The 25701-nt window shown below is 68.8% G+C and carries 21 protein-coding genes; 10 read left to right on the plus strand and 11 right to left on the minus strand.

What is annotated here, in order from left to right:
- Nucleotides 1-19: 19 nt before the first annotated feature.
- Together ACIRON_RS18565 and ACIRON_RS18570 are read left to right on the plus strand one after the other, a co-directional pair.
- Nucleotides 20-1324, plus strand: coding sequence for an ABC transporter substrate-binding protein (locus tag ACIRON_RS18565; protein ID WP_402994193.1), 1305 nt, complete (start codon nt 20-22; stop codon nt 1322-1324).
- Between the two features lie 207 nt (nt 1325-1531).
- The gene (locus ACIRON_RS18570) at nt 1532-2839 is read left to right on the plus strand and encodes an ABC transporter substrate-binding protein (RefSeq protein ID WP_402994195.1); all 1308 of its coding nucleotides are present in this window, start codon (nt 1532-1534) and stop codon (nt 2837-2839) included.
- Nucleotides 2840-3018: 179 nt separating this feature from the next.
- Here ACIRON_RS18570 and ACIRON_RS18575 read toward each other — a convergent pair whose 3' ends face one another.
- The 5 genes from ACIRON_RS18575 to ACIRON_RS18595 form a co-directional block, all read right to left on the minus strand.
- The gene (locus tag ACIRON_RS18575; protein ID WP_402994197.1) at nt 3019-3771 is read right to left on the minus strand and encodes an ABC transporter ATP-binding protein; all 753 of its coding nucleotides are present in this window, start codon (nt 3769-3771) and stop codon (nt 3019-3021) included.
- The gene (locus ACIRON_RS18580) at nt 3771-6479 is read right to left on the minus strand and encodes an ATP-binding cassette domain-containing protein (RefSeq protein ID WP_402994199.1); all 2709 of its coding nucleotides are present in this window, start codon (nt 6477-6479) and stop codon (nt 3771-3773) included. Before ACIRON_RS18580 ends, ACIRON_RS18575 begins: the two co-directional genes overlap by 1 nt.
- A gap of 167 nt (nt 6480-6646) precedes the next feature.
- Nucleotides 6647-7468, minus strand: coding sequence for an enoyl-CoA hydratase-related protein (locus ACIRON_RS18585; protein WP_402994201.1), 822 nt, complete (start codon nt 7466-7468; stop codon nt 6647-6649).
- The gene (locus ACIRON_RS18590) at nt 7461-8306 is read right to left on the minus strand and encodes an amidohydrolase family protein (protein WP_402994203.1); all 846 of its coding nucleotides are present in this window, start codon (nt 8304-8306) and stop codon (nt 7461-7463) included. The genes ACIRON_RS18585 and ACIRON_RS18590 overlap by 8 nt, the downstream gene beginning before the upstream one ends.
- A complete protein-coding gene (locus ACIRON_RS18595) occupies nt 8306-9814 on the minus strand; it encodes a carboxylesterase/lipase family protein (RefSeq protein WP_402994205.1) in 1509 nt (502 codons plus the stop codon). Before ACIRON_RS18595 ends, ACIRON_RS18590 begins: the two co-directional genes overlap by 1 nt.
- 172 nt (nt 9815-9986) lie before the next feature.
- Between ACIRON_RS18595 and ACIRON_RS18600 the strand changes: the two genes are divergently transcribed.
- Nucleotides 9987-11717 carry a class I adenylate-forming enzyme family protein gene (locus tag ACIRON_RS18600; RefSeq protein WP_402994207.1) on the plus strand — a complete coding sequence of 577 codons (1731 nt, stop codon included), beginning with the start codon at nt 9987-9989 and terminating at the stop codon, nt 11715-11717.
- Nucleotides 11710-12177 carry an HtaA domain-containing protein gene (locus tag ACIRON_RS18605; protein ID WP_402994209.1) on the plus strand — a complete coding sequence of 156 codons (468 nt, stop codon included), beginning with the start codon at nt 11710-11712 and terminating at the stop codon, nt 12175-12177. The genes ACIRON_RS18600 and ACIRON_RS18605 overlap by 8 nt, the downstream gene beginning before the upstream one ends.
- A gap of 65 nt (nt 12178-12242) precedes the next feature.
- On the opposite strand, the gene ACIRON_RS18610 is transcribed toward ACIRON_RS18605, so the two are convergent.
- The 4 genes from ACIRON_RS18610 to ACIRON_RS18625 are packed head-to-tail and all read right to left on the minus strand — an operon-like array spanning nt 12243 to nt 16442.
- Nucleotides 12243-13076: an SDR family NAD(P)-dependent oxidoreductase gene (locus ACIRON_RS18610; RefSeq protein WP_402994211.1), complete on the minus strand. Its 834-nt coding sequence runs from the start codon at nt 13074-13076 to the stop codon at nt 12243-12245.
- Nucleotides 13073-13990, minus strand: coding sequence for an enoyl-CoA hydratase (locus ACIRON_RS18615; protein WP_402994213.1), 918 nt, complete (start codon nt 13988-13990; stop codon nt 13073-13075). Before ACIRON_RS18615 ends, ACIRON_RS18610 begins: the two co-directional genes overlap by 4 nt.
- A gap of 20 nt (nt 13991-14010) precedes the next feature.
- Nucleotides 14011-15018 (minus strand): cyclase family protein, encoded by a 1008-nt coding sequence (locus tag ACIRON_RS18620; RefSeq protein ID WP_402994215.1) that lies wholly within the window; start codon nt 15016-15018, stop codon nt 14011-14013.
- Between the two features lie 35 nt (nt 15019-15053).
- A complete protein-coding gene (locus ACIRON_RS18625) occupies nt 15054-16442 on the minus strand; it encodes an aldehyde dehydrogenase family protein (RefSeq protein ID WP_402994217.1) in 1389 nt (462 codons plus the stop codon).
- A 77-nt stretch (nt 16443-16519) separates the two neighbouring features.
- On the opposite strand from ACIRON_RS18625, the gene ACIRON_RS18630 reads away from it, so the two are divergent.
- The 6 genes from ACIRON_RS18630 (at nt 16520) to ACIRON_RS18655 (ending at nt 23669) form a co-directional block, all read left to right on the plus strand.
- Nucleotides 16520-17737, plus strand: a complete 1218-nt coding sequence (locus ACIRON_RS18630; protein ID WP_402994219.1) for a cytochrome P450 — start codon at nt 16520-16522, stop codon at nt 17735-17737.
- Nucleotides 17738-17843: 106 nt separating this feature from the next.
- Nucleotides 17844-19040 carry an acyl-CoA dehydrogenase family protein gene (locus tag ACIRON_RS18635; RefSeq protein WP_402994221.1) on the plus strand — a complete coding sequence of 399 codons (1197 nt, stop codon included), beginning with the start codon at nt 17844-17846 and terminating at the stop codon, nt 19038-19040.
- Nucleotides 19037-20182: an acyl-CoA dehydrogenase family protein gene (locus ACIRON_RS18640; protein ID WP_402994223.1), complete on the plus strand. Its 1146-nt coding sequence runs from the start codon at nt 19037-19039 to the stop codon at nt 20180-20182. The genes ACIRON_RS18635 and ACIRON_RS18640 overlap by 4 nt, the downstream gene beginning before the upstream one ends.
- 45 nt (nt 20183-20227) lie before the next feature.
- Complete coding sequence (locus ACIRON_RS18645; protein ID WP_402994225.1) at nt 20228-21841, plus strand: GMC family oxidoreductase; 1614 nt, start codon at nt 20228-20230, stop codon at nt 21839-21841.
- A 2-nt stretch (nt 21842-21843) separates the two neighbouring features.
- Nucleotides 21844-22860 (plus strand): MaoC family dehydratase, encoded by a 1017-nt coding sequence (locus tag ACIRON_RS18650; protein WP_402994227.1) that lies wholly within the window; start codon nt 21844-21846, stop codon nt 22858-22860.
- On the plus strand, nt 22857-23669 hold the full coding sequence (locus ACIRON_RS18655; RefSeq protein ID WP_402994229.1) for an HpcH/HpaI aldolase/citrate lyase family protein: 813 nt from the start codon (nt 22857-22859) through the stop codon (nt 23667-23669). The genes ACIRON_RS18650 and ACIRON_RS18655 overlap by 4 nt, the downstream gene beginning before the upstream one ends.
- Here ACIRON_RS18655 and ACIRON_RS18660 read toward each other — a convergent pair.
- Nucleotides 23656-24105, minus strand: a complete 450-nt coding sequence (locus ACIRON_RS18660) for a nuclear transport factor 2 family protein (RefSeq protein WP_402994231.1) — start codon at nt 24103-24105, stop codon at nt 23656-23658. The two genes, ACIRON_RS18655 and ACIRON_RS18660, sit on opposite strands and share 14 nt — an antisense overlap.
- Nucleotides 24106-24129: 24 nt before the next feature.
- Nucleotides 24130-25578, minus strand: coding sequence for an NAD-dependent succinate-semialdehyde dehydrogenase (locus ACIRON_RS18665; protein WP_402994233.1), 1449 nt, complete (start codon nt 25576-25578; stop codon nt 24130-24132).
- Between the last annotated feature and the right edge of the window lie 123 nt (nt 25579-25701).

Below are 25701 nucleotides of genomic sequence, written 5' to 3' on the forward strand. Positions count from 1 at the left end.
TAACACATGAGGAGCACCAGTGTCATCCAGGAGTCTCACCCTCAAGCAGGCAACGCGGCTCGGTGCAATTTTCGCCGTGGCCAGCCTGGCACTCACCGCATGCGGTAGCGGCAGCGACAACGCAGCTTCTGCCGACGACAGCACCGCTGCCGCGGGCTCGAACGCCGGCTCCGGCCCCAAGCCCACCGGCACCCCCATCAAGATCGGCTACGCCGCCTCGCTCTCGGGCGCGCAGGCTGTCAACGGTCTCGCCGCCCAGGCGGTCTCTCACGCCTGGCAGGAATACACCAACGCGAACGGCGGTATCGACGGCCACCCCGTTGAGATCGACGTCGTCGACACCAAGAACACCGTGCCCGGCGCGACTTCGGTGACGAAGTCCTTCATGCAGGACAAGGACGTCGACGCGATCTTCCTCACCGATCTCGTCGCCGAGGGCGCGATGGGCGCCATGCTCGAGGGGACCGACGTGCCGATCATCAGCGGCGGCGGCTCCAGCGACCTGCTCTGGTCCGAGGTCCCGGGCGTCTTTCAGGACGTCTCCGGCTCGGACTACACCATCAAGGCGTACGTCGACGTCGCGAAAGCGGCGGGTGCCGAGAAGTTCGGCTGGGCAGCCTGTGCCGAGGTGGCCGTCTGCCAGGAGAACGCCGGCAAGGCCGCCGATTACGCCGAGACCGTCGACATGTCCGACGAGGGCAACCAACTGGTTTCTGCCTCCGCCTCCGACTACACCGCGCAGTGCCTCTCCTTCATCGGCAAGGGCACCGACGGCATCGCGATGAACATCGGCTACGGCACCGGCACCCGGTTCGCGGCCGACTGCATCCAGCAGGGCTACAGCGGCACCTTCTCGATGATGAACTCGGGCTTCGACCAGACCGAGTTCGGCAAGGTCGCCGGCCTCAAGTCCGCCGGCAGCTCCAACGGCTTCCCCTGGTGGGCCGACGACCCGGCCGTGGCCACCTACCGCGACGCGATGAAGCAGTACTCCCCCGACGGCGTCTACAGCTCCGGAAACTCGACCGCCATCTGGTCCAGCCTCGAGCTCTTCAAGAAGGCCCTGAACAACGCCAAGCCGGCGACCATCGACCGCAAGTCGGCGATGGAGGCGATGTACACCATCAAGGACGAGACCCTCAGCGGCCTCCTGCCGGAGCCGATCACGTACACCAAGGGCCAGCCCTCCGAGCGGGTCAGCTGCAGCTGGTTCTTCGAGTTCAACGCCGGCGACAAGGACCCGAAGAGCATCGCGCCGGAGGGCGAGTCCGGCAACGGCGCCAGCGGTGACCTCGCCAGCTCCTGCAGCGGCTACCTCGACTGACCTCAGGCCCGACCGCACGCAAGGCACCGACGCCCGTCCCCGCAACCCGGGGGCGGGCGTACGCCCTTGCCCGCCCCCCTCACGAAGAATCAGATCAAAGCGTTCTTTAATTATGTTCTAAGACTGGACAAGTGATGGTCATCTCATTTAGGTTCCCGTGAGATCACCCGTCGAGCCTGACGGGACCAGAAACCCGAGGAGCCAGCAGTGTCATCCAGGACTTTCCCCTTCGCGAGGGCAACACGGCGCGGTGCCGTGGTCGCCGTGGCCAGCCTGGCGCTCACCGCGTGCGGTGGCGCCGGCGACGACCAGACCTCGGCCCGTGACGACAAGGACGTCGCCGCCATCAGCAGCGACAGCACCGCCAAGGTGACCGGCGACCCCATCAAGATCGGCTACGCCGCCTCGCTCTCCGGCGCCCAGGCGGTCAACGGCGTCGCGGCCAAGGCGGTCGCGCACGCCTGGCAGGAGTACACCAACACTCACGGCGGCATCCTCGGCCACCCCGTCGAGGTCGAGGTCGTGGACACCAAGAACACGGTGCCGGGTGCCACCTCGGTGGCCAAGACGTTCATGCAGGACAAGGACGTCGACGCGATCTTCCTCACCGACCTGGTCGCCGAGGGATCGATGGCGAGCCTGTTCGAGGGTACCGACGTGCCGATCATCAGCGGAGGCGGCTCCAGCGACCTGCTCTGGTCCGAGGTCCCCGGCGTCTTCCAGGACGTCTCCGGTGCGGACTACGCACTCAAGACGTACGTCGACCTGGTCAAGGCCGCCGACTCGAAGAAGTTCGGCTGGGCCGGCTGTGCCGAGGTCGCCGTCTGCCAGGCGAACGCCGAGCTCGCCGGCCCGTACGGCGAGACCCTCGACATGTCCTACACCGGCGGCCAGTCGATCTCGTCCTCTGCCTCGGACTACACCGCGCAATGCCTCGCCTTCATCGGCGACGGCACCGACGGCATCGCCTTGAACATCGGCTACGGCACCGGCACTCGGTTCGCCTCCGACTGCATCCAGCAGGGCTACACCGGCACCTTCTCGGTCATGAACTCCGGCTTCGACCAGACCGAGTTCGGCAAGATCGCCGGCTTCAAGTCCGCCGGCAGCACCAACGGCTTCCCCTGGTGGGCCGATGCGCCGGTGGTGTCGACCTACCGTGGCGCCATGAAGAAGTTCTCCCCCGACGGCGTCTACTCCTCCGGCAACTCGACTGCGATCTGGTCCAGCTTCGAGCTGTTCAAGAAGGCGCTCGAGAACGCCAAGCCGAGCACGGTCGACCGCACGTCGGCGATGGAGGCGATGTACACCGTCAAGGACGAGACCCTCGATGGTCTGCTGCCGGAACCGATCACCTTCACCAAGGGCCAGCCCTCGACCCCTGTCGGCTGCAGCTGGTTCTTCAACTTCGACGCGGGCGATGAGAACCCGACCGCCATCGCGCCCGACAAGTCGGGCAACGGTGCCGCGGGCGATCTCGCCAGCACCTGCGCGGGCTACCTGCCCAAGAAGTGATCCGTACGGATCGACTCTGAACCTTCAGGGCCCGTCTCCACTGCTCCAGGCAGCGGAGACGGGCCCTGGCTTGTGCCCCGTCTCCTCAGCACAGGCACGGCGACAGACCGATGGTCCCTCCCGCACGTTGCGGGAGGGACCATCGGTCTTGGCCGCGGGTATGACCCGAGCGTGGATCCTCAGGAGGCCTCGCCGATGTACTGCTCGAACATGTTGCCCTCCAGCAGCGTCTTGGCATCCCCGCCGTAGACGACCTCGCCACGACGGAGCACGTACGCCTGGTCGGCGATCGACAGCGTGCGCAGCGCGTACTGGTCGACCAGCAGGAGGGCCACACCCTTGTCCCGTAACGTCTCCAGGAACTCGAAGACGACGTCCACGATGATCGGCGCCAGGCCCAGGGACGGCTCGTCGACCAGGACCAGCCGTGGAGAGGCGACGTACGCCGCCGAGAGCGCCAGCATCTGCTGCTCGCCGCCCGAGAGCGTGCCGGCCTTCTGGCTCAGCCGCTCCCCCAGCCTCGGGAAGACGCTGGTGGCGAGCTCGATGCTCTCCTGGGCGCTCAGCTCGTTCGCCTGCATCAGCAGGTTCTCCTTGACCGTCAGGTTGCGGTAGATCCCGCGCCCTTCGGGCACGTGGCACATGCCGCGTTTGGCGCGGCGCGCCGGGCCGGTCGAGGTGATGTCCTCACCGTCGAGCAGGACGGTGCCGCCGGTCGGCTTCATCAGGCCCGACGCCACCCGCAGCGAGGTGGTCTTGCCGGCGCCGTTAGGGCCGATCAGTGCGGTGACGGCAGCCGGTTCGACCTTCAGCGACACCTTGCGCAGCACCGCGGTGGTGCCGTAGCTCGCGTCGATGTCCTTGAGCTCCAGTGCAGGCTTGGTCAGGGTGGCGGTCGACCCGGGGGCCACGCCGTTGAGGTGCTGAGCCATCAGACCGTCTCCTCGATCTCTTCGGTGATGCTCTCGTGGTCTTCCTGGGAGGACCCCAGGTAGGCCGCTTGGACGACAGGACTGTTGCGGACCTCGGCCGGGCTGCCGTGGAAGAGCATCTTCCCGAAGTCCAGGACGTAGATGTCGGCGCAGATCCTCAGGACGAGCGCCATGTCGTGCTCGACCAGGAGGATGCCGCACCCGCGCGTCTCGACGACCTTGAGCAGGGTCTCGCCGAACTTCTCGGTCTCGACCGGGTCCAGACCCGAGGACGGCTCGTCGAGCAGAAGGGTGTCGAACGGACCGCTCAGGCATCGAGCGAGCTCGACCAGACGACGCTCACCGGTGGAGAGATCTCCGGCCGTGAGGTCGCGCAGGTGGGTGATGCCGCACAGCTCCATGGCGTACTCCGCGGCCTCGAGGGTCGCTCGGCGCTCGGCGGCCGAGGCCATCAGCTGTCCGCGCACGCTCGAGCCGGCGAGCCCGGACTCGACGCCGAGAGCCACGTTCTGCTCCACGGTCAGTGAGTCGGCGAGCTGCATCAGCTGGAAGGTACGGCCGAGGCCGCGCCGCCCGCGAGCGGCCGCATTGAGCTGGGTGACGTCGTGGCCGTGCAGCGAGACCGTTCCCGTGGCCGGGACCAGCAGACCGCTGGCCGCGTTGAACATCGTGGTCTTGCCGGCACCGTTCGGCCCGATCAGTCCGGTGATCTGACCCACCGGAGCCTCGAGGCTCACCTGGTCCAGCGCGGTCCGGCCGCCGTACTTGATGGTCAGGTCGCGGATGGCCATGCCGGAGGCACCTTGCTTCATCTTCCACGGGTCGTTCTCGACCACGACCTGCGTACGTCCGCCCTTCTTGCCGAAGCGGTTGTCGATCATGGTTCGGAAGCGCTGCGGCAGCGTGTCCGCGCCACCCTGCGTCGCGATGAGGATCGCGAAGAGGCCGAACATGACGTTGAGCCACGCCGAGGCGTTCGGGCTGTGCCAGTAGGCGGGGATGACCGCCGCGACGACGCCGACGACGGCGTACCACGGCTCACGGAACGGCATCAGGGCCAAGGTCGCGACGAGCACCAGCGAGTAGTACGCGCCGTAGTTGGCGTCACCCAGCACGACGTAGTTGATCGTCGAGCCGTAGAGGACGCCACCGATGCCCGCCAGGTAGCCGGCGATGCAGAACACGATCAGGCGGAGCATGTTGATGTTGAGGCCGAGCGTACGCACGGCGAGCGGCGCCTCCGAGAGGCCCTGCAGCATCCGGCCGAGCCGGCTGCGGTGGATGACCACCATGACCAGCGCCGTCGCCACGAAGAAGGCCAGGACCACGTAGTACCACAGCTCCGCGCTCTCCAGTCCCGACGGCCGCGGCATCGGCCGTCCGGTGCCGGTCGTTCCGAAGAACCATTCCTTCTGGTAGAGCCATCCCTCGACGGAGAGGCCGAAGGCGAGGGTCGCGAGCGCGAGGAAGAGCCCCTGCAGGCGGATTGCGGGCAACGCCAGCAGGGCCGCCACGGGCACGACGACGAGTGCCGAGAGGAGGACCCCGGCCAGCCAGGGCATGTGCCAGTGCTCGGCGACCTGCGCGAAGGTGACCGCACCGATCGCGGCGAAGACCGCCTGACACAGGGAGACCATGCCCGCCGTTCGCACCAGCAGCCCGAGCGAGAGCATCACGATCGCCTGGGTCAGCCCGACGGTGAAGAAGCTCAGCTTGGAGTTGAACACGTACGGCACGACGGCGAGGAAGGCCAGCACGACCACGCCCGCGAAGACGCGGGTGTTCGTCGGACCGTGATAGGGGATCTTCGGCGCCTTCTCGGCACGGGCAGGCATGTCGAGACGGTGCTTCGGGATGACCATCAGCACGATGATGAGGACGATGACCGGCAGCGCGGTCGACATGCCGGTGAGCACCGGGGTGTCGATCGCGAACTTGGTGATCAGGTTTGCCACCACGCCGATGGCCAGCGCACCGACGTACGTCAACGGGATGCTGGAGAAGCCACCGACCGCCGCCGCGCCGAACGCCTGGACGACCAGGAAGGTCAGCGCGACCGAGTCGATCCCCGCGCTGGGCGCGATCAGGACGCCGGAGAGCGCCGCGAACGAGGCGCCGATGATCCACGAGAGGCGCTGCACGCTCTGCGGGTTGGTGCCGTGGAGCGCCACCAGGTCGGGGTCGTTGACGACCGCACGCATCGCCAGACCCATCCGGCTGACCCGGAAGAAGTAGTAGAGCGCGGCCACGCCCACCAGCGAGATCGCCATGATGGTCAGCTGGGCGTAGGTGATGTTGACGCCCATGACGGTGACCAGGTTGGTGCCGCCCGGAAGGAACTGGGGCGGTCGCAGCGGGTTGACGCCGAACTTGACCGTCGCCACACCTTGGACGAGCAGCACGAGCCCGACGGTTGCGACGACCTTCAGCGTCGGGCGCTGGTTGCTCAGCTTGAGGCTGACCGCGGAGAGCACCAGGCCGAGGACGACGCCGACCCCGAGGACACCGATGATCGCCGAGAGCCACCACGGCCAGCCGTTCTCGACGTGGAGCCAGTAGAAGGTGTACGCACCGACGGCGGCCACCGCGCCGTGGCCGATGTTGAAGATTCCCGATGTCTTATAGGTGAGAACCAAGCCGGTTCCGGCCAGGCCCAGGACCGAGCCTGTCACCAGGCCGGCAACGATGAAGGGGAGCAGAGTGTCCACGTGATACCTCAGGGTCAGCAGGGACGATGGCGCGCGCCGCGAGATCGAGCGTCCAACTAGTGTTCTATGTATTCAGCAATGATTTTCAATGATGGTCTAATCATGCTTAGTGATGCGCGCCACGTCAATGGCCCCTGTCACGGACAGAACTGGGAGTCAGCTCCCGGTCACCTCTCCGCAGGGGTGTGCGGATCGTCGGTCGCGTCGAGGATCGCCGAGCGCTCCTCAGCGCCGATCGCCCAGGCCGGCGTGCGCCGCTCCACGAATGCCGCCGTGCCCTCCGTACGGCCCGCAGAGCCGAGCAGCACAGCCATCGCATCCGAGGTGACGGCCCAGCCGAGCTTCTCGGCGGGCTCTTCCGTCCGCTCCAGCCCACGCAGGATCTGCGCGACCGACTCCGGTGCGCTCGCCGTCGTCGCCAGAGCGAGCTCGTACGCGGCACGGAGCACCTCGCCCGGCTCGGCCAGGCGGTTGACCAGACCGAGCTCATGGGCACGTACGGCCTCCAGCCTGGTGCCGGTCAGCATCATCTCGACCGCGACGTTGCGCGGGAGCCTGGCCGGTGCCCGCAGCAGACCGCCCGCGGCAGGCAGCCTGCCGCGGGCACCTTCGGGCAGCGTGAACCACGCGGTGCGCGACGCAACGACGAGGTCAGCAGCCAGCACCATCTCGAAGCCTCCGCCCAGCGCGGGGCCGTCGACAGCGGCGACGAGCGGCTTGGAGCGGGAGCGCCGGATCATGCCGTACTGCCCGCCCTCGGCGGTGTGCGGTCCCGCCCCGAGCACCAGGTCGCTGCCGGCACAGAAGTAGTCCCCGGTCGCAGCCAGCACACAGACTCGCAGCGCTGGGTCCGACTCCAGTCGGGTGAACGCCGCTTCCAGCCCCGAGGTCATCGCCGGGTCCACCGCGTTGCGCTTGTGCGGGCGGTCGAGGGTGACCTGCAGGATCGGGCCGACGGCTCGGACCTGCACCACCGCCGGGTCAGTCATCGAACGGCTCGGTCCAGTCCAGCCAGGTGGTGAGCCCACGGCCGGCGACCAGCGCACGCTCCTCCTCGCTCAGCTCCGGGAGATGGTTGACGAAGACGTCGGCCAGCTCTGCATAGGGCACCGGCAGACGGGACAGGTCAGAGCCGAAGAACACGCGCTCGGCGCCGTACGCCTCCACCAGCCGGTAGACCGCCTCGGAGACGGAGGGGAAGGGGTGGGGCTCACGGACGAAGCAGGGCAGGGCCGAGGCCTTGACCGCGATGCCCGGATAGCGGGCCAGGTCCGCGAGAGGCGCCACCGCCTCGGCCAGCGGTACGGCGTCGGTCTCCACCGCAGCGTGGTCGACCGCGATCTTCAGGCCCGGGAACTCCTCGGCGAGGGCGCGATAGAGCTCGTAGCGGCCCGGAGCATAGATGCTCAGCGGCACGCCAAAGCGCTCGGCAGCAGCGAAGAATCCGCTGCCTCGGCTCGCCTCGAGCGCTCCCTCGACATCGCCTCGGTTGAGCGACATCCGAATCGCTCGCATTCCGGTGACCTCGCGCCAGTGCGCCAGTCGCTCGACCTCCTGCGGATCCCCCGTCGCGAAGCGGCAGATCGCACCGAAGCGGGACGGGTCGGCCGCGGCCACCTCCCGCACGTAGTCGTTGCGCGAGCCCTCCCACGTGGGTCCGAGCAGGAGTGCACCACTGACCCCGGCTACGGTCATCTCGCTCAGCACCTCCGGGATCTCCAGCGGGTCGGGTCGCTGGGGCTCGATGGCGTCGGCGGGCCAGGGACGATCCGGCGTCGAAGCCTTCCAGACGTGGATCTGGGCGTCGATCAGGCGGAGGGAGGTCATCAGAACGCGATGCCTTCCCAGGCGTGCCGGCTGAAGGCCAGCGGATCACTGACGCTCGCAGGCTCGAGATCAAGTCGACGGAACGTCCGGTCCTCGTCGTACGCCGGCCAGCCCGGGTCACCGTCGGCCACGAACGCCACCCAGGCGGCGTGCATCTGATCGGCCAGCGCCTGGGGTGCATCCCCGCCACGCAGCTCGATCCCCCACGGGTCGTCGAGCGTGTCGAAGACGAACGGGATCTCCAGCGTGTGGCAGGCGCCCAGGCTGCCGTCGTACGTCGCCGGCCTCCAGGCGAACTGATAGGCGTACGTCGGGCGGCCGGCCTTTCGTCGCGTCTCGACCAGGCGGTCGGTCGGCGCGACGCAGAACCAGTCGGACTGCAGGGCCACGAACAGCTCGGCGGGCGTTGCTTCGGGCAGCTCGGCACGGTAGGTGGCGACCATCGCGGCGGGGTCGTCGCAGAGCCGGGCGGTGGTCGCGGTGAGGACCTCCTCGTTCAACGCACCGGCAAGCCCGGTCGGAGTGACGAAGAGTCCGTACTCCTCGGCGTTGACGCCGATCAGCAGCTCGACGTCGGCGCCGGCACCGGCCGCGATCGCGTCCACCGGGTGTTCCGGCAGGAAGTCCCCATCGACGACCGGCTGGAACACCAGGCGGCGAAACTCGGCGAAGCGAGGGTCCTTGCCCGAGGTCAGCCGGGTGATCACCGCGTTGGTGGCGGTGTGCAGCTCGCCGACCGGGACCTCGGCCAGCGCCGCCGCGGTCGCTTCGACGCCGAGCTCGAGGCCGAGCTCGGCCGCCACCACCTCTGCCCTCGCGCGGGTGTGCACGTGGTGCCCGGTCCCGCTCTGCGAGATGGCGCGACGGAAGAGTCCGCGGGCGCGCGGGACGGCGAGCAGCGTGCAGACCGCCATCGCCCCGGCCGACTCCCCCGCGATAGTCACCTGCGCCGGGTCGCCGCCGAACGCGGCGATGTTGTCGCGGATCCACTCCAGTGCCGCCACCTGGTCCCGCAGGCCGCGGTTCGTCGCGGCGTCGGGCAGCTGCGCGAAGCCCTCCACCGCGAGCCGGTAGTTGATGGTCACGGCCAGCACGCCGTCTCGCGCGAACGCCGAACCGTCGAAGGCTGTCGTGGAGCCGGTCCCGGTGGCGAACCCGCCACCGTGGATGAAGACCAGGACCGGAGCGGAGCCGCCGAGATCGGGTGTCCAGAGGTTGAGGTTGAGACCGTTCTCGCCGGGGCGACGCGGGTCGGGGATCAACGCATCCATGACCGCGGATCGCTGTGGCGGGGTCGAGACCGTCGGGCCCCATGTGGTCGCGTCGGCGATGCCCTCGTGCGCGAGCGGAGGACGCGGTGCGGCGAAGCGCGCCTCCCCGACCGGCGGCGCGGCGTACGGAACCCCCTTGAAGGTCCACCCGGCATCGGCCCGCACACCCCGGAAGGCGCCCTGGTCGATCGTCACCAATGTCGTCTCGCCCACCACTGCCGTCTCCGCCTCTGTCATGTCGTCGTCTCCCTGTCGCGCGGCCTTTGCAGGCATGCCCACAATCGTCTTCTACTTATCTTGCTATATAATCCAAGTATTGCATCGTCGCGTCTTGACGCGACGTGCCGCCGCTGGGCCCGGAAGGCCGGGCGGATGCCAGATGGGCCCTCCGCGAAAGGCAAGAGTCACCATGACCCTGGACGAGACGACTCGACTGCGCCTCCTCACCACGCCCGACGGGGCGTTCCCCCTCACCGAGATCGTCGTCGACGGCCAACGCCTGGAGATGTTCGACCGCGACCCACGCACGATGCGCGACTGCTTCCTGTCGACGGCCGCCCATGCCGAGGTCACCGCGGTGGTCTACGGCGAGGAGCGCTGGACGTACGCCGAGCAGTGGAACGAGGTGGTCGCCCTCGCCCACTCTCTCCGAGAGGAGCTCGGTGTACGCAAGGGCGACCATGTCGGCCTGGCGATGCGGAACTACCCCGAGTTCATCTTCACGTTCTGGGCCACGCAGCTCATCGGCGCGGTGCTGGTGCCGTACAACGGCTGGCTGCGCACTCGCGAGCTGGCCGACCTCGTCGCGGGCTCCCACCCGGCCGTCCTGGTCGCCGACAAAGAGCGCGTCGCCCTGCTGGCCGAGGAGGACCTCGCGTCCAGCGGCGTACGCACGATCGTCGCTGTGCGCTGCGAAGAGGCTCCGGACGGCTTCAACGGTCGCAACGCGGTGGTGGGCTACCGCGACCTGCTGGCTCGCGCCGGTGGCCCCAGCACGGCTCCCGACGTCGAGGTGCTGCCCGAGGATCCCTCCACCATCCTCTACACCTCCGGCACCACGGGGCGGCCGAAGGGCGCACTGCACAGCCACCGCAACCACTCCGCCTCGATGCTCAACAAGCTGATCCGGGCCGTCCGAGTGGTCCCGGCCTCCGACACCGAGCCGCTGCAGGTGCTTCCGGCGCTGCCGTCGGTCAAGCTGATGACCTTTCCGATGTTCCACATCGCCGGGATGAACACGCTCTACACCGCCGCCTACTCGGCCCACACCCTGGTGCTGATGTACAAGTGGAACGCCGACCTCGCCGTCGAGCTGGTCGAGCGTGAGCGGGTGAACGAGCTCTCCGGGCCTCCGTTCGTGGTCCAGACCTTCCTCGACGCCGCGGGTGACACCGACCGCGACCTCAGCAGCCTGCGTGCCCTCGGGATGGGCGGCTCGGCCGCCTCGCTCCAGGTCGTGGAAGCGATGAAGAAGCGCTTCGGCGATCAGATCACCCCGCGCACCGGCTACGGCCTGACCGAGACGACGTCGGGTGTCATGTCCATCCCGCCGCACGAGTTCGCGGTGCATCCCGACAGCGTCGGCCGGCCCTTGCCGACAGCCCACGTCGCCGTCCTGGACGAGGACGACAACGAGGTGCCCCAGGGCGAGGTCGGCGAGATCGCCGTCCGCGGTCCGCAGGTCGTCAGCGGCTACTTCGACGCTCCGGACGCCGACGACTTCCGCAACGGATGGTTCCACACCGGCGACCTCGGCCGGATCGACGAGGATGGCCTGGTCTACATCGTCGGCCGTCTCAAGGACACCGTGATCCGGGGCGGCGAGAACATCTACTGCGCCGAGGTCGAGACCGTGCTCACCGCCCACCCCGACGTGCTCGAGGCGGCCGCCTTCGGCGCCCCGCATCCCAGCCTGGGCGAGGAGCTGGTGGCCGTGGCCCGCGTACGCGCCGGGAGCACGCTGACGGCCGAGGACCTTCGGGCCGTCGCGGCCGAGAGCCTGGCCGCCTTCAAGGTGCCGGCCCGGATCGCCTTGGTGCCCGACGAGCTGCCGCGCACCCCCAGCGGCAAGATCGTCAAGCGCGAGATCGTCTCGACCCTGCGGGTCGAGCACCTGCTGGAGACGGCCACCGATGCCTGAGCCGACCGGAGGGGAACTGCGCTGGAGCGTTCGAGCCAGCTTCCTGAGGTACGTCGCGGCGCTCCCTGACGCCCGCGCCTCGGTCTCCGCCGGTGCACTGCTGACCCGCGACGACCCTCAGCTCGTGGTCTATCCCGCCGATCCGGCGTCCAGCACGCCCTCGCTGCTGGCGTTCCATGGCGACCTGAGGCTCGCCGGCCACGGGGGTCTGCTCTTCGTCCGGCTGGCCGGCCCGAGGATCGAGCTGCGCCCGGACGGGCCGGCGGTGCTCAGCGTGGAGGACCCGCGCACCGAGGACGGCTCGGGCCCGCGCCTGCCGCTGGTCACGGTGACGATGACCCGCACGGAGGCGGGCTGGTCGGGCACCGACGCGGCACTCACCGAGGAGGGCGTACCGCTGTTCAACAACGTCTATCCCCCAGGTGCCGAATTCGACCCTCTCGAGGTCGCCACGGGCTGAGCGCCCGAGCCGCAGTGACGCACGAAGCCGCGGTAGCCATCGATGGCTACCGCGGCTTCGTCGGTTCAGGCCTTCGCCTCGGGCTCCGGGGAGACCACGTTGAAGACGATGCTGTTGCCGCCGTCGACGGTGATCGTCTGTCCGGTCACGTGACCGGACAGCGGCGAGCTCAGGAAGAGCAGCACGCTGGCGATGTCCGAGGGGTAGGCGACCTTGCGCAGCGGCGTGTTCTCGACGTTGGCGGTGACCAGCTCGTGGGTCCAGCGTGGGTTCGCCTGCTGGCGTGGCGTACGCACCACGCCGGGTGCCGCGGCGTTGACCCGGATGCCGAGTGGACCGAGCTCGACGGCGGAGGTGCGGACCAGCGACATCAGCGCCGCCTTCATCGCGCCGTACGCACTCGTCTTCGGGGAGCTGGTCATGCCGGCGACGGACGCGACGAACGAGATCGTCCCGCCGCTGCCCAGCTTCTCCATGAGGCGGCTGGCGAAGGTGAGCGCGAGGTAGGCGTGCTTGACGACGATGTCCAGATGCCAGGTCCAGTCGTCGTCGCTGAGCTCGACCATCGGCTTGTACATCGCGAGCCCGACGATGTCGACCACGCCGTCAAGACGACCGCAGGTCTCCTCGACGAAGTCGAAGAGCGCGGCCATCGCGTCACGGTCGGTGATGTCCCCCGTCCAGGCGACGCCGCCAACCTCCTTGGCGACCAGCGAGGCTCGCTCCTCGTCACGGTCGACGCAGACGACCGTCGCACCGTTCGCCGCAAGCGCACGGCAGGTCTGCAGCCCGATGCCGAACCCGCCACCGAGGACCACATGGACCTCACCGTCCAGGCGCAGTAGCGACCCGTAGTCCGGACTCCAGTCGGCGTCGCGATCGACCCACTCGGCACTCATCGCTGCACCGCCCCCGGCTGCAGCGGGTCCTGATCCGGGTTGGCCGAGGAGACCTTCTTGCGCCAGTCGACGGCGCCGTCCTCCACCGTGGCGTGAGCGACGCGCCCGCCATGGATCTCGGCCCAATGGGAATGGTTGATCTGGTGCAGGCTGAAGCATGCCTGCAGGGAGTTGTAGAAGCCCATGTTGTCCTGCGTCTGGTTGACCGCCTCCTTGATCATCAGGGCGGTCATCGTGGGCCGCTTGGCGATCTCCCGGGCGTAGTCGAGGGTGCGCTGCTCCAACTCGTCGGCAGGGAAGATCTGGCTGACCATGCCGATCCGCTGCGCCTCCTCGATCCCGACCTCTCCACCGGTGAGCATCAGCTCCTTGGTACGCCGCAGACCGAACTCCCACGGGTGCGCGAAGTACTCGACACCGCACATGCCCAGCCGCGTACCGACCGGGTCGGAGAAGGTGGTCCCCTCGGCCCCGACGATCAGGTCGCACGACCACGCGAAGGTCAGACCGGCGGCGTGCACAGGCCCCTGGACCGAGGCGATGGTGATCTTGCGCAGGTTCCGCCACCGCAACGAGTTCTGGTAGTAGTAATGCCACTCCTGGGTCATCCGCTTCTCGGTGCTGAGTCGGGTGGCCCCGTGGTCGCGGAAGGTCTCGTGCTGCTCCGGGCCCTCTGCCCGCTCGGCGGCACGTTCCGGCGTACCCATGTCGTGGCCGGACGAGAACGTCATTCCGTTGCCGCCGAGGATGACTACGCGCACGGTGTCGTCGGCCTCGGCACGGAGCATCGCCTCGTCGAGCTCGACGAGCAGTCCGCGGTTCTGGGCGTTGCGGTAACGGGGACGGTTGAGGGTGATCCGCGCGATCGTCCCCTCATCGAGCTCCTCGTAGGTGATGAAGCGGTAGTCGGACATGGTTGTCCTCTCTTGTGTCGTCATTTCACGGCGATCGGGTTGAGCGGCGAGCCGACCGCTCCCGTCACCGTCAGGGGCTGGGCCGAGAGGAAGAACTCGTAGACCCCGTCTGCAGCACAGTCGGCAGCCAGCGCGTCGAGGTCCCACATCTCGCCGATCAGCACGCCGGCGTTGACCAGGAAGATGACGTGCAGCGCGAACTTCGCCTCGGGCAGCGACTCGCTCGGCACGGTCTCCAGGCCCCAGGTGTCCGAGGCGACCGCCGCGATCCGACGCGGCAGCAGGTAGTCGGCCGCGCTGACGCCGAGGCCGGGCGCAGGCCCGGCGGCGTAGTCGCCCCAGTGCTCTTCTCCCTCCTCGCGTCGCCGACGCATGTGCCCGGTGCGGATCAGCACGATGTCGCCCTCGCCGATCTCCACTCCTTGTGCCTTCGCGCAGGCCTCGACATCGAGGTCCTGGATCGCCTCCTCGGGCTCGAGCCAGTCGACGCCGTAGAACCGGGGGAAGTCGAGCAGCACCCCGCGGCCGACCACCCGGTCGGCGACCTGCGCGATGCTGTTGTGCACCGCGCCCTGGCTCGTCACCGTCTGCGGACCGTGACCGTTGTAGGTCACCCCGTCATAGAAGACGTGGCAGAAGGCGTCCCACTGGGTGGCGCACTGCAACGGCATGTAGACGCCGTCGTCGGTCGACTGCATGCCGTGCTGGGCGTTCTCCCAGTCGGCCAGCAGGTCGCCACCGTGCTTGTACATCATGTGCTGGGGGTTGACCCGTGCCGTGCGTGCCGGCATCGGGCCGTTGCGGTCCAGCGGGATGGCCAGCGAGAACGCCCTGCCGGTGCGGATGAGGGCACCGGCAGCAGAGATCCGCTCGGGGGTGATGTAGTTGAGTGACCCGGCCTCATCATCAGGCCCCCACCGACCCCAGGTGCGGTAGCCCTGGGCGATGGCGTCGAGCTCGGCCTTGGTGTAGCTCCGTCGGGGTGAGACGGTGCGGCGCGTAGTGATCTCAGATCTCCGTTCCTGCATCGGGAGACGTCGGGTGGTCGGGTCGTGGGAACCGATCAGCCGATGGCGTACGTCTTCATGTTGGCGAACTGGTCCATGCCGCTACGGCCTAGCTCGCGTCCCACACCGGAGCGCTTGGTGCCACCGAAGGGCACCTCCGTCGGGGAGCCGAGGAACGCGTTGATCCCCACACCACCGGTGTCGAGGCGAGCAGCGACCCGGAGGGCCTCCTCCTGCTCACCGAAGACGGCTCCGCCGAGACCGTAGGGGCTGGAGTTGGCCAGCTCGACGGCCGCATCTGCGTCGCTGACCCGGAAAATCATGCCGAGGGGGCCGAAGGGCTCCTCGATGAAGACTCGCATCTGGGGCGTGACGCCCGTGATCACGGCCGGCTTGAAGTAGGAGCCGGGGCCATCGACCTTGCCACCCTCGAGCAGCACGGTGGCACCCTTGGCGATCGCGTCGTCCATCTGCTCCTGGAGCAGGTCAGCAGCGGCCTGGCTCGACATCGGCCCGATGGTGGAGGCTTCGTCGAACGGGTCGCCGAGCACCTGGGCGGCGAAGGCCGCGACGTACTTCTCGGTGAACTCGTCGGCCACGCTGTCGGTCACGATGACGCGCTTCGGCAGGGCGCAGGCCTGACCGCCGAGGACGAGGCGGCACACGGCCGCGGTGCCGGCGGCGAGGTCGATGTCGGCCGAGTCGAGGACGACGAACGCGTCCGAACCACCGAGCTCGAGCACCACGGGCTTGATGTGCTCGCCCGCCTGAGCACCGACCGCGGAGCCGGCACGGTCCGACCCCGTCAGGGTGACGGCGCGAACACGGTCATCGGCGATCAGCGTCGAGCACTGGTCGGTCGAGGCGAGCAGCGTCTGGTAGCAGCCCTCGGGGAAGCCCGCCTCGAGGAAGATCTCGTCGTACATCAGCGTCGAGCCGGCACAGATCTCGGCAGGCTTGACCATCACGGTGTTGCCGAGCATGAGGTTCGGCGCGGTGGCGCGCATCGCCTGGTAGAGCGGCGCGTTCCAGGGCTCGATGCCGAGCACGACGCCAACCGCTTCGCGGCGCAGGACCACCTTCGAGAAGTTCGGCACGTCGATCGGTTCGTCGGCGAGCAGCTCCTCGCCGTACTTCGCGTAGTAGCGGAACATCTCCACGGCGCCGGCACCCTCCATCAGCGAGTGCGGGAGGACCTTGCCCATCTCGAGGGTCGTCTGATGGGCGAGCTCGGGGAGCTTCGCCTCGATCAGGTCGGCGACCTTGAGGAAGAGAGCGACCTTCTCAGCGACCGGGACGTCGCGCCAGGCGAGGTAGGCGGAATGGGCCTTGGCGAGCCTCTCCTCCAGCTCGCCGTCCTCGACGAACGGGTACTCGCGCAGCAGCTCTCCCGTGGCCGGGTTCTGTGTCCGATAGGTGCGATGGCGCAGCGATGTTGCCGTCATCGGGTCCTCCTTAAGGGATGTTCCAGTTAGGTTAGAACACTAGTACAACCTTATTTAAAAAGGTAGGCTCCATCATTATGGAGATCAACCTTCTCGACCCGACCACGTTCGCCTCCGGCCCGCCCTACGACGCCTACCGCTACCTGCGCGAGAACGACCCCGTGCACTGGCACGAGGAGTCCTACGGCGGCCCCGGCTACTTCGCCATCACCCGCTACGCCGACGTCAAGGCTGTCGAGACCGACTCCGACACCTTCGCGAACGCACCGACCGTGATCATCAACGACGCCGCCGTCGCAGGAGACGAGACCCACAAGCACCTCATCTTCTCCGACCCGCCGCACCACACCGAGCACCGCAAGTTCCTCAGCCCGGAGCTCGGCGTGCTGGCGGTCCGGTCCGGCGAGGAACGGCTCGAGGAGCTGGTCGACGACATCATCGACCGCGTCATCGAGAAGGGCGAGTGCGACTTCGTCGAGGACATCGCGGGTCGGATGGCCAGCTTCGTGATGGCCGACCTGATCGGGCTGCCGCGGGAGAAGTCGCTGGTCATGTTCGAGGCCGCCGCCACCCTGGCCCGCGGGGCGGACCAGACCAGCGGCGAGGGTCTCGCCGCTGCGACCACGATGTACCAGTGGGCGGACGAGGCTCGCAAGGAGCGCCTCGACACGCCCCGCGACGACATGCTGACCCGGATCGCCAACGGCGTCGTGATGGACATCCCGTTCGACGACTACCAGTTCCAGCTGGACTTCCAGCTGCTGGTCAGCGCGGGGAGCGACACCTCACGCAACGCCCTGGCCACCGGCATGCAGCGTCTCTTCGAGAACCCGGAGGCACACCGGGCGCTCGTCGAGGACCCCAGTCTCGTTCCACAGGCCGTCGAGGAGATCCTGCGGTTCGACCCACCGATCGTCTCGATGCGACGCACCTTGCAGGCTGACGCCGTGATCGGCGGTGTCGAGATCCGCAAGGGCCAGAAGGTGGCCGTCTACTACGGAGCGGCCAACCGTGACCCCGAGGTCTTCAGCGACCCCGACACGTTCGACATCAGCCGCTCACCCAACCCGCACCTGTCCTTCGGAGCCGGACGGCACTTCTGCCTCGGCACGCACCTGGCCCGCGCCGAGCTCGTCGCCATGTTCACTGCGCTGGTCACCCGACTGCCCGACCTGCGGCCCGCCGGCCCCATGACCTGGGTGCAGAGCCTCGAGACCCCGACCGTGGTCGGCCCCGAGTCGCTCCCGGTGAGCTTCACCCCGGGAAAGCGGGTCGGCGACGCCGTGCTCGCCTGAGCGAGCCACCATCGCAATGCTATTGCAGTGATCCTACTCACCTGTTAAAGGTATCTTGAACAAGATAGGGTCGCATCGATCAGCACCACCGTCACAAAGGATCACCATGACAACAGCGTCCACCGAGACCGACAGCCGAACCCTGGTCGAGGATGCCGCCCGCCGGGTGGTCGCCGAGCATCCGCCGCCCACCACCTCTCTGCCCGAGCTGATGGGCGCCTGGTACGACGCCGGGCTGACCTGGGTGCACTTTCCTGTCGGGCTCGGCGGGATGGACGCCCCCCGGTCGTTGCAGGCCGTCGCCAACCGGATCCTGCGCGACGCGGGGGGCCCGGAGCCTAGAACCGTCAACACGATCGGCTACGGCATCGTGGCCGGCACCATCCGTCGGTACGCCGACGACGCCCTCGCCGGCCGGCTCCTACGGCCCCTCGCCACGGGCGAGGAGAAGTGGTGCCAGCTCTTCAGCGAGCCCGGTGCCGGCTCCGACCTCGCCGGTCTCGCCACCCGCGCCGTACGTGACGGCGACGGCTGGCGGGTCAACGGTCAGAAGGTGTGGAACAGCCTGGCTCACCTGTCCCGCTGGGCGATCCTCCTGGCCCGGACCGACCCCGACGTACCGAAGCACAAGGGACTCACCTACTTCATCGTCGACATGGAGACCCCGGGCATCGAGGTCCGGCCGCTGCGTCAGCTGACCGGGCGGGCGGCATTCAACGAGGTCTTCCTCGACGACGTGTTCATCCCCGACAGCCAGCGCTTCGGCGACGTCGGCGAAGGCTGGATCGTCGCCAACAGCACGCTGGGAGACGAGCGCAACTCGCTCGGCGACCGGGTCGCCGCCCGCGGCAGCGGCGCGATCGGCGATGCCCTCGAGCTCTGGGCCGCCCATCCCGAGCAGCACACCCCGATCTTGCGCGAACGCCTGGTCCGGCTGTGGGCCAGGGCCGAGAGCCAGCGCCTGACCGGCAACCGGGCGAAGGTGACGGCCTCCAAGGGCGTCGTCGGCCCGGAGAGCGCGATCCTCAAGCTGCTCAACTCCGAGCTGACCCAGAACATCTATGAGTTCTGCATCGAGCTGCTCGGCCCCGAGGGCACCTTGATCGACACCTATTCGCTGGACGCGCCCGACGACGAGTCCGGCCCGACCGCGATCCAGCGCAAGTACCTCCGCTCTCGTGCCACCACGCTGGAGGGCGGCACCTCCGAGATCCTCCGCAACGTCCTGGGTGAGCGCGTACTCAAGCTCCCGCAGGAGCTCCGTGCCGACAAGGGAATCGCCTGGAAGGACATCCCCCGATGACACTCCTCACCCCCGAGTTCGAGTTCAGCGAAGAGCTGACCGAGCTGCGCGCGATGGTGCGCGAGTTCTGTTCCGAGTTCGCCCCGGAGTCTGCGGTGCGCGAGACGATGGAGACCGAGACCGGCCACGACCCGGCCCTGTGGCGCCGACTGGGCACCGAGATCGGTGTGCTCGGCCTCGCCGTCCCCGAGGCGTACGGCGGGGACGACGCCGGCCTGGTCGCTCAGGCGATCGTCGTCGAGGAGCTCGGCGCAGCCCTCGTCTGTGGCCCCGTGCTCGGCACGCTCGCTCTCGCGATGCCTGCTCTCGTCGCGATCGACGATGAGAGCGCCAAGACCGATCTTCTCCCCCCGCTGTGCAGCGGGGAGAAGGTCGCCACGCTCGTCGCGCCTCTCTCCGACGGCACGCTCGACGAGGCCGCGATCACGGTCAGCGCTGCTGGCGGAGAGGGCGGCTGGACCCTGAACGGCTCGGTCTCCCAGGTCCCAGACGGTGGCACGGCCGACATCCTGCTGGTCCTGGCCGCCACCGAGTCCGGTCCTGCGCTCTTTGCCGTCGAAGGCGTGGCCACGGGCCTGGAGCGTACGCCGTTGAACACCCTCGACATGACGCGTCGCCAGGCAGGGATCACCTTCGCCGACACCCCCGCCCGCCTGCTCGCCACCGGCGCCGAGGCCGTTGCGGCCGTCACCCGGGCCGCCCAGGTCGCGTCGGTGCTGCTCGCCGTGGAGCAGGTCGGTGGCAGCCAGCGGATGCTGGATGCCACCGTCGCGCACGTCAGCACACGTAAGCAGTTCGGGCAGCCGGTCGGTGCCTATCAGGCGGTCAAGCACCGGTGCGCGAACATGCTCGTCCAGGTGGAGACGGCGAGATCGGCGGCGTACCACGGCGCCTGGGCGCTGATGGACGGCAGCGACGATCCCGAGCTGGCGGCGAGCCTGGCGCAGGCCCTGGCGAGCGAGGCCTACTCGTTCGTCAGCGCGAGCGCCATCCAGATGCATGGCGGGCTCGGCTTCACCTGGGAGGGCTCGCCACAGCTCTACTTCAAGCGCGCCACGACCGACGCCCTCACCCTTGGCACCGCTGCTCAGCACTTCGACCGCATCGCCGCCCAGGTGCTCGACACCTTGGCGCCGGCCTGAGCCTCAGCGCACCGCACCCAAGCAGGAACGAGAGGAACCATCAACGTGGAGTTCGACTACATCATCATCGGGTCCGGAGCCGGCGGTTCGGTGTTGGCCGACCGGCTCTCGGCCGGCTCGAGGGCCAGCATCCTGGTGATCGAGGCCGGCGGGACCGACCGCAACCCCATGCACCGGGTGCCCAAGGGCTTCTACTTCACGATGCACTCGCCGAGGTACGCCAAGAAGTTCACCGCAGGACCGTTCGGTCCGGACAGCTCGGTCGACGCCTGGTGGCGCGGACGCGTCCTGGGTGGTTCGACCACGATCAACGGTCTGGTCTGGAACCGCGGCTGGGCCGATGACTTCGACAGCCTCGTCGAGGACGGCAACGAGGGCTGGGGTTGGGACACCTTCCTGAATGCGTACCGCGAGATCGAGTCCTTCCAGCTCGGCGCCTCCGACCTGCACGGCGGCAACGGTCCCGTCAACGTCGAGCTGACCGCACCGACCGAGCCGGTCTCGGAGGCGTTCATGGAGTCGGCCTCGGCGCTCGGTGCACGTCGGGTGCTGGACATCAACGGCTCTGACGACGTCCGTACGGGCTACACCCAGTTCTCCACCCGTCACGGCCTGCGCGTGACCGCGGCGAACGCCTTCCTCCGGCCCGCCATGCGGCGCTCCAACGTCACTGTCATGACCCGCACCGACGTGAGCCGGATCCTCTTCGACGGCACCCGTGCTGTGGGCATCCAGGCGCGCCGCAAAGGCTCGACGATCGAGATCAAGGCCAGGCGCGAGGTGCTGGTCTGCGGCGGCTCGCTCGACTCCCCCGTCCTTTTGGAGCGCTCGGGCATCGGTCGCGGCGACATCCTCGCCGCTGCCGGGGTCAAGCAGGTGGCCGAGAGCCCGAACGTCGGGGAGCGACTCAACGAGCACCGCGGCCTGCGGTTCATGTACCGGATCAAGGGCACGACGCCCGCGGAGAACGGCTTCAACCCCCTGGTCGACAGCTCGATGAAGCGGATGACCCAGGGGGCGAGGTATCTGCTGCGTCGCAACGGAATCATCGCCCAGGGATCGGCCACCTCCCTGATCTACTTCAAGGCAGACGAGACGTCCGCGCGGCCGGACACGATCGGGTTCTTCAACCCGATCTCGATGAAGGCCGCCACCATGCACAACGACAAGCTCTCCGTCGAGGACGAGCCCGGTCTGATGGTGGCCGCCTATCCGCTCCGGCCGACCAGCAGGGGACACATCCACATCACCGGTGCGGACCCCGACGATCCGGTGGCGATCCAGCCCAACTTCCTCGACACCGAGGACGACCGCCGGATCCTGTCCAAGGTCGGTGGCCGGATGCGCGAGCTGTTCGCCAGCGGGCCCGTGGCCGACCTCGTCACCGAGGAGCGCACCCCCGGACCTGACGTCCGGACCGAGTCAGACTTCGAACGTCTGGGTCTCTATTCCGGCTCCTCGGGCTACCACCCGTTGGGCAGCTGTGCGATCGGTCCCGACAGCGACGACGTGGTCGACTCCCGCCTGCGCGTCCGCGGCGTCGAGGGCGTCCGCGTGGTCGACGCCTCGGTCTTCCCCCGGCAGCCTTCGGGCAACACCTCCGCTCCCACCCAGGCGCTGGCCTGGCATGCGGCCAAGCTCATCCTGGAGGATGCGTGAGCGTGAGCATCCCGATCCCCACGAACGTGATCCGCGGGCCGTACGCGGACGAGCTTGAGGTCGGCCAGGTATTCGACGACGCCCCGGCGCTGACCCTCACGGACGGCCTCGCCGCCACTCACCGTGGCATCGTGGGCAACCGGCTGCGGCTCGGTCTGGACCACGAGCTCGCCAGACAGGTCACCGGTTCCTCCGGCCTGATCTCCCCGGCGCTGGTGTGGGACGTCTCGATCGGTCAGTCCACGGCGGTGACCCAGCACGTGAAGGCCAACCTGTTCTACCGCGGCCTCGCGTTCCGTCGCTTCCCCGCGCCCGGCGACACGCTGCGGACCGTGACCACGGTGGACGGCCTGCGTGAGACCAGTCGCAAACCGGGTCGGCGACCCACCGGTCTGGTGGCGCTGCACATCGTCACCAGCGACCAGCTCGACCGCCCGGTGCTCGACTACTGGCGGTGCGCGATGATCCCGCTCTCCTCGCACGACGCGCCGGCCCTCGCACGACGCGACGACTTGGACGCGATCGGCCGCGCACCCGGCCGCGCCGACCTGACCGCACCGGTGGCCGCCTGGGACCTCACCGCGTTCCGCTCGCACGTCTCCGGCCGACACTTCGCCGACCTCGAGCTCGGCGAGACCTGGACGATCGAGGGCCGCGACGTCGTCTCCAGCGCTCCGGAGCTCGCCCGCCTCACCGGCAATCTCGCGGCGGTGCATCACGATGCCGCCGCAGCCGGCGGCCGGCGCCTGGTCTACGGCGGTCACACCATCGGGCTGGCCTTCCACCAGGCGACACGGGCGCTGCCGTCGATGGTGACGGTCACCGGCTGGGAGGGCTGCGACCACGTAGGACCCGTGCACGAGGACGACGCACTCGGTTCGACGCTGTCGGTCACCCGGCTGGAGCCGTTGCCCGGCGGTGGCGGCCTGGTCCACCTCCGCTCACAGGTGAATGCCCGCGGCGCCGAGGACGAGATCCGCCCCGTGCTCGACTGGCGTTTCACGGCAGTGCTCGCATGAGCGCCACGATCGACGTCGCCGGTGCCCGCAGCCTGCTGTTCGTCCCCGGTGATCGCCCCGAGCGGTTCACCAAGGCAGCGGCCAGTGGCGCCGACGTCGTGGTCCTCGATCTGGAGGACGCCGTCGCACCGGCAGCCAAGGAGGCCGCACTCACCCACGTACTGGCCTGGCTTGCCGAGGGCAACCGCGCCGCCGTCCGGATCAACGGCGTCGGTACGCCGACCCATGACTCCGAGGTCGCCGCACTGGCCGGGACCGGCGCGGCGGTGATGCTGCCCAAGTCGGACTCGGCCGCCGCGGTCACCGACACCGTCACCCGGCTCGCCGGGGAGCCGGTGATCGCCCTCGTCGAGACCGCCGTCGGCGTACGCGACGCCGACGCGATCGCGGCGGTCGAGGGTGTGGCGCGACTTGCCCTCGGCACCGTCGACCTCGCCGCCGAGCTGGGCGTCGACCATGCATCGTACGCAGCGATGGCCTACAGCCGCGGCCGGCTGGTCGTGGCCTCGGCGGCCGCCGGGCTTCCGGGGCCGATCGACGGCGTCACGGTCCGGCTCGACGACCCCGCTCAGCTGGATGCCGACCTGGCGGTGTCCGGCGAGCTCGGCCTCGCCGCGAAGCTCTGCATCCATCCGCGCCAGGTCGAGACCGTGAATGCCGCGTTCTCCCCGACCGAGGAGGAGATCGCCTGGGCGAGGCGGATCGTCGAGGCGATGACGGCAGGCGGTGGCGGCGTGGTCGTCGTCGACGGCGCAATGGTCGACGCGCCCGTGCTGGCACGGGCGCGTCGCATCCTCAGCCGCGGGTGACCTCGTCCTTCACCCGCCGGGTCTCCTTCCACTTCATGAAGACCTTGCGCTCGGTGATGCGCCAGCCGGCCGCTGTGCGTACGAGGGTGTCCTCGTAGGCTCCCCCGCCCGAGATCCGGATGATCTCGCCCTCGGCGTCACCGCGGCGTCCGGTCTCCATCTGGTAGTGCGAGAAGGCCGTCGCGGTGTCGCCGTCGAGCTCGATCACCGTGTTGTACAGCGGGTGCTGGGCGAACAGCCAAGCGGGATCGGGCTTGCTCAGCCGCGCACGCATCTCGTCCGGCGTCTCGCGCTTGCCGCCCATTGGGGTGAAGTCGATCGCCGCCTCCGGGGCGAAGGCCAGGTCCCACTCCTCCCAGCGACGCTCGTCGAGCCCGATCGCGTAGTGGCGCAGCGCCTTCTCGATGTCGAGCCTGTCCTGCAGCATGTCACTCATCGTGGTTCTCCTTCGGATCGGTTGTCACGCCGGCCAGTGCACGGCGAAGTACTGGGTCTCGAGGAACTCCTCCAGACCGGCGCGGGCGCCCTCGCGGCCCAGGCCGCTCTGCTTCATCCCGCCGAATGGCGCCGAGGGGTCGGAGACGAGACCGCGGTTGACCCCGACCATGCCGGCGTCGATCCGCTCGGAGATGTGCAGCGCCCTGCCGAGCTCGCCGGAGATGACGTACGCCGCCAGCCCCATCTCGGTGTCGTTGACCATGCGCAGCATCTCGGCCTCGTCGGTCCAGGTGACGATCGGCGCCACCGGTCCGAAGATCTCGTTCGCGACGATTGCGGAGTCGGGCTTCACATCGACAAGGAGGGTCGGCGGGTAGTAGAAGCCGGTGCCGCTCGGAGCCGTCGCCCGGTGACTGATCCGGGCACCGTCCGCGACGGCCTTGTCGACCAGACCGGAGACGTCGGCAACGGCGTCGGCGGAGATCAGCGGACCGATGTCGTGTCCCTCGGCCGCCGGCCCCACGCTGAGCTTCTCGATCGCCGCACCGAAGCGCTCGACGAAGGCGTCGGCGATGTCAGCATGGACGTAGAACCGGTTGGCAGCGGTGCAGGCTTGGCCGCCACCACGGAACTTCGCCACCATCGCCGCCTCGACGGCGAGGTCGAGATCCGCATCCTCGGTGATCACGAACGGCGCATTGCCGCCGAGCTCCATCGACGTGTTCAGGACCCTGCCCGCGGCCTCGCGCAGCAGGGTCTGGCCGACCTCGGTCGACCCGGTGAAGGAGATCTTGCGGACCCTCGGGTCGGTGAGCCACGTCGACACCAACGGACCGGAGCGCTTGCTCGGCACGACGTTGACGACGCCGGCCGGCAGACCGGCCTCGACCATGAGGCGCACGATGGCGAGCGTCGTCAGCGGGGTCAGGGAGGCCGGCTTCAGCACGGTGGTACAACCCGCGGCGAGCGCAGGCGCGAGCTTGCGCGTAGCCATCGCCGCCGGGAAGTTCCACGGCGTGACCAGGGCGGCGACGCCGACCGGCTTGTGGGTGACGATCGTACGGCTGCCGCCGGCCGGCGCTACCCCGTAGTCGCCGGCCGAGCGCACGGCCTCCTCGGCGAACCAGCGGAAGAACTCCGCGGCGTACGCCACCTCGGCACGAGCGTCGGCGAGCGCCTTGCCGTTCTCCGCGCTGATCAGCGCAGCCAGCTCCTCGCGGTCGCGCAGCATCAGCTCGAACGTACGGCGGAGGAGCTCGGAGCGTTCACGCGGCGGGGTGGACGCCCAGCCGGGCAGGGCCGCCGCCGCGGCGTCGACGGCAGCGGTGCCGTCTGCCTCGGTACCGTCGGAGATCGCTGAGACGAGGCTGCCGTCGGCTGGGTTCAGCACCTCGAACTCGCCGGCTCCGCCAGCGCGCCAGTCGCCTCCGACGAACACGTCCCGGCACACAGAATCACTATTGGAAGTCATATAACCATCATTACAAACATAGTTTCGCCTCGCCAGGCGATCTCACCGTTACACGGGCAATGACGAGAGGATACTGCTCCTTGCCCCGCCGGGCGCGCGCGACGATACTGACCGATAACATCA

It is taken from the genome of Nocardioides sp. NPDC101246 (assembly GCF_044767415.1).
Lineage (GTDB): Bacteria > Actinomycetota > Actinomycetes > Propionibacteriales > Nocardioidaceae > Nocardioides.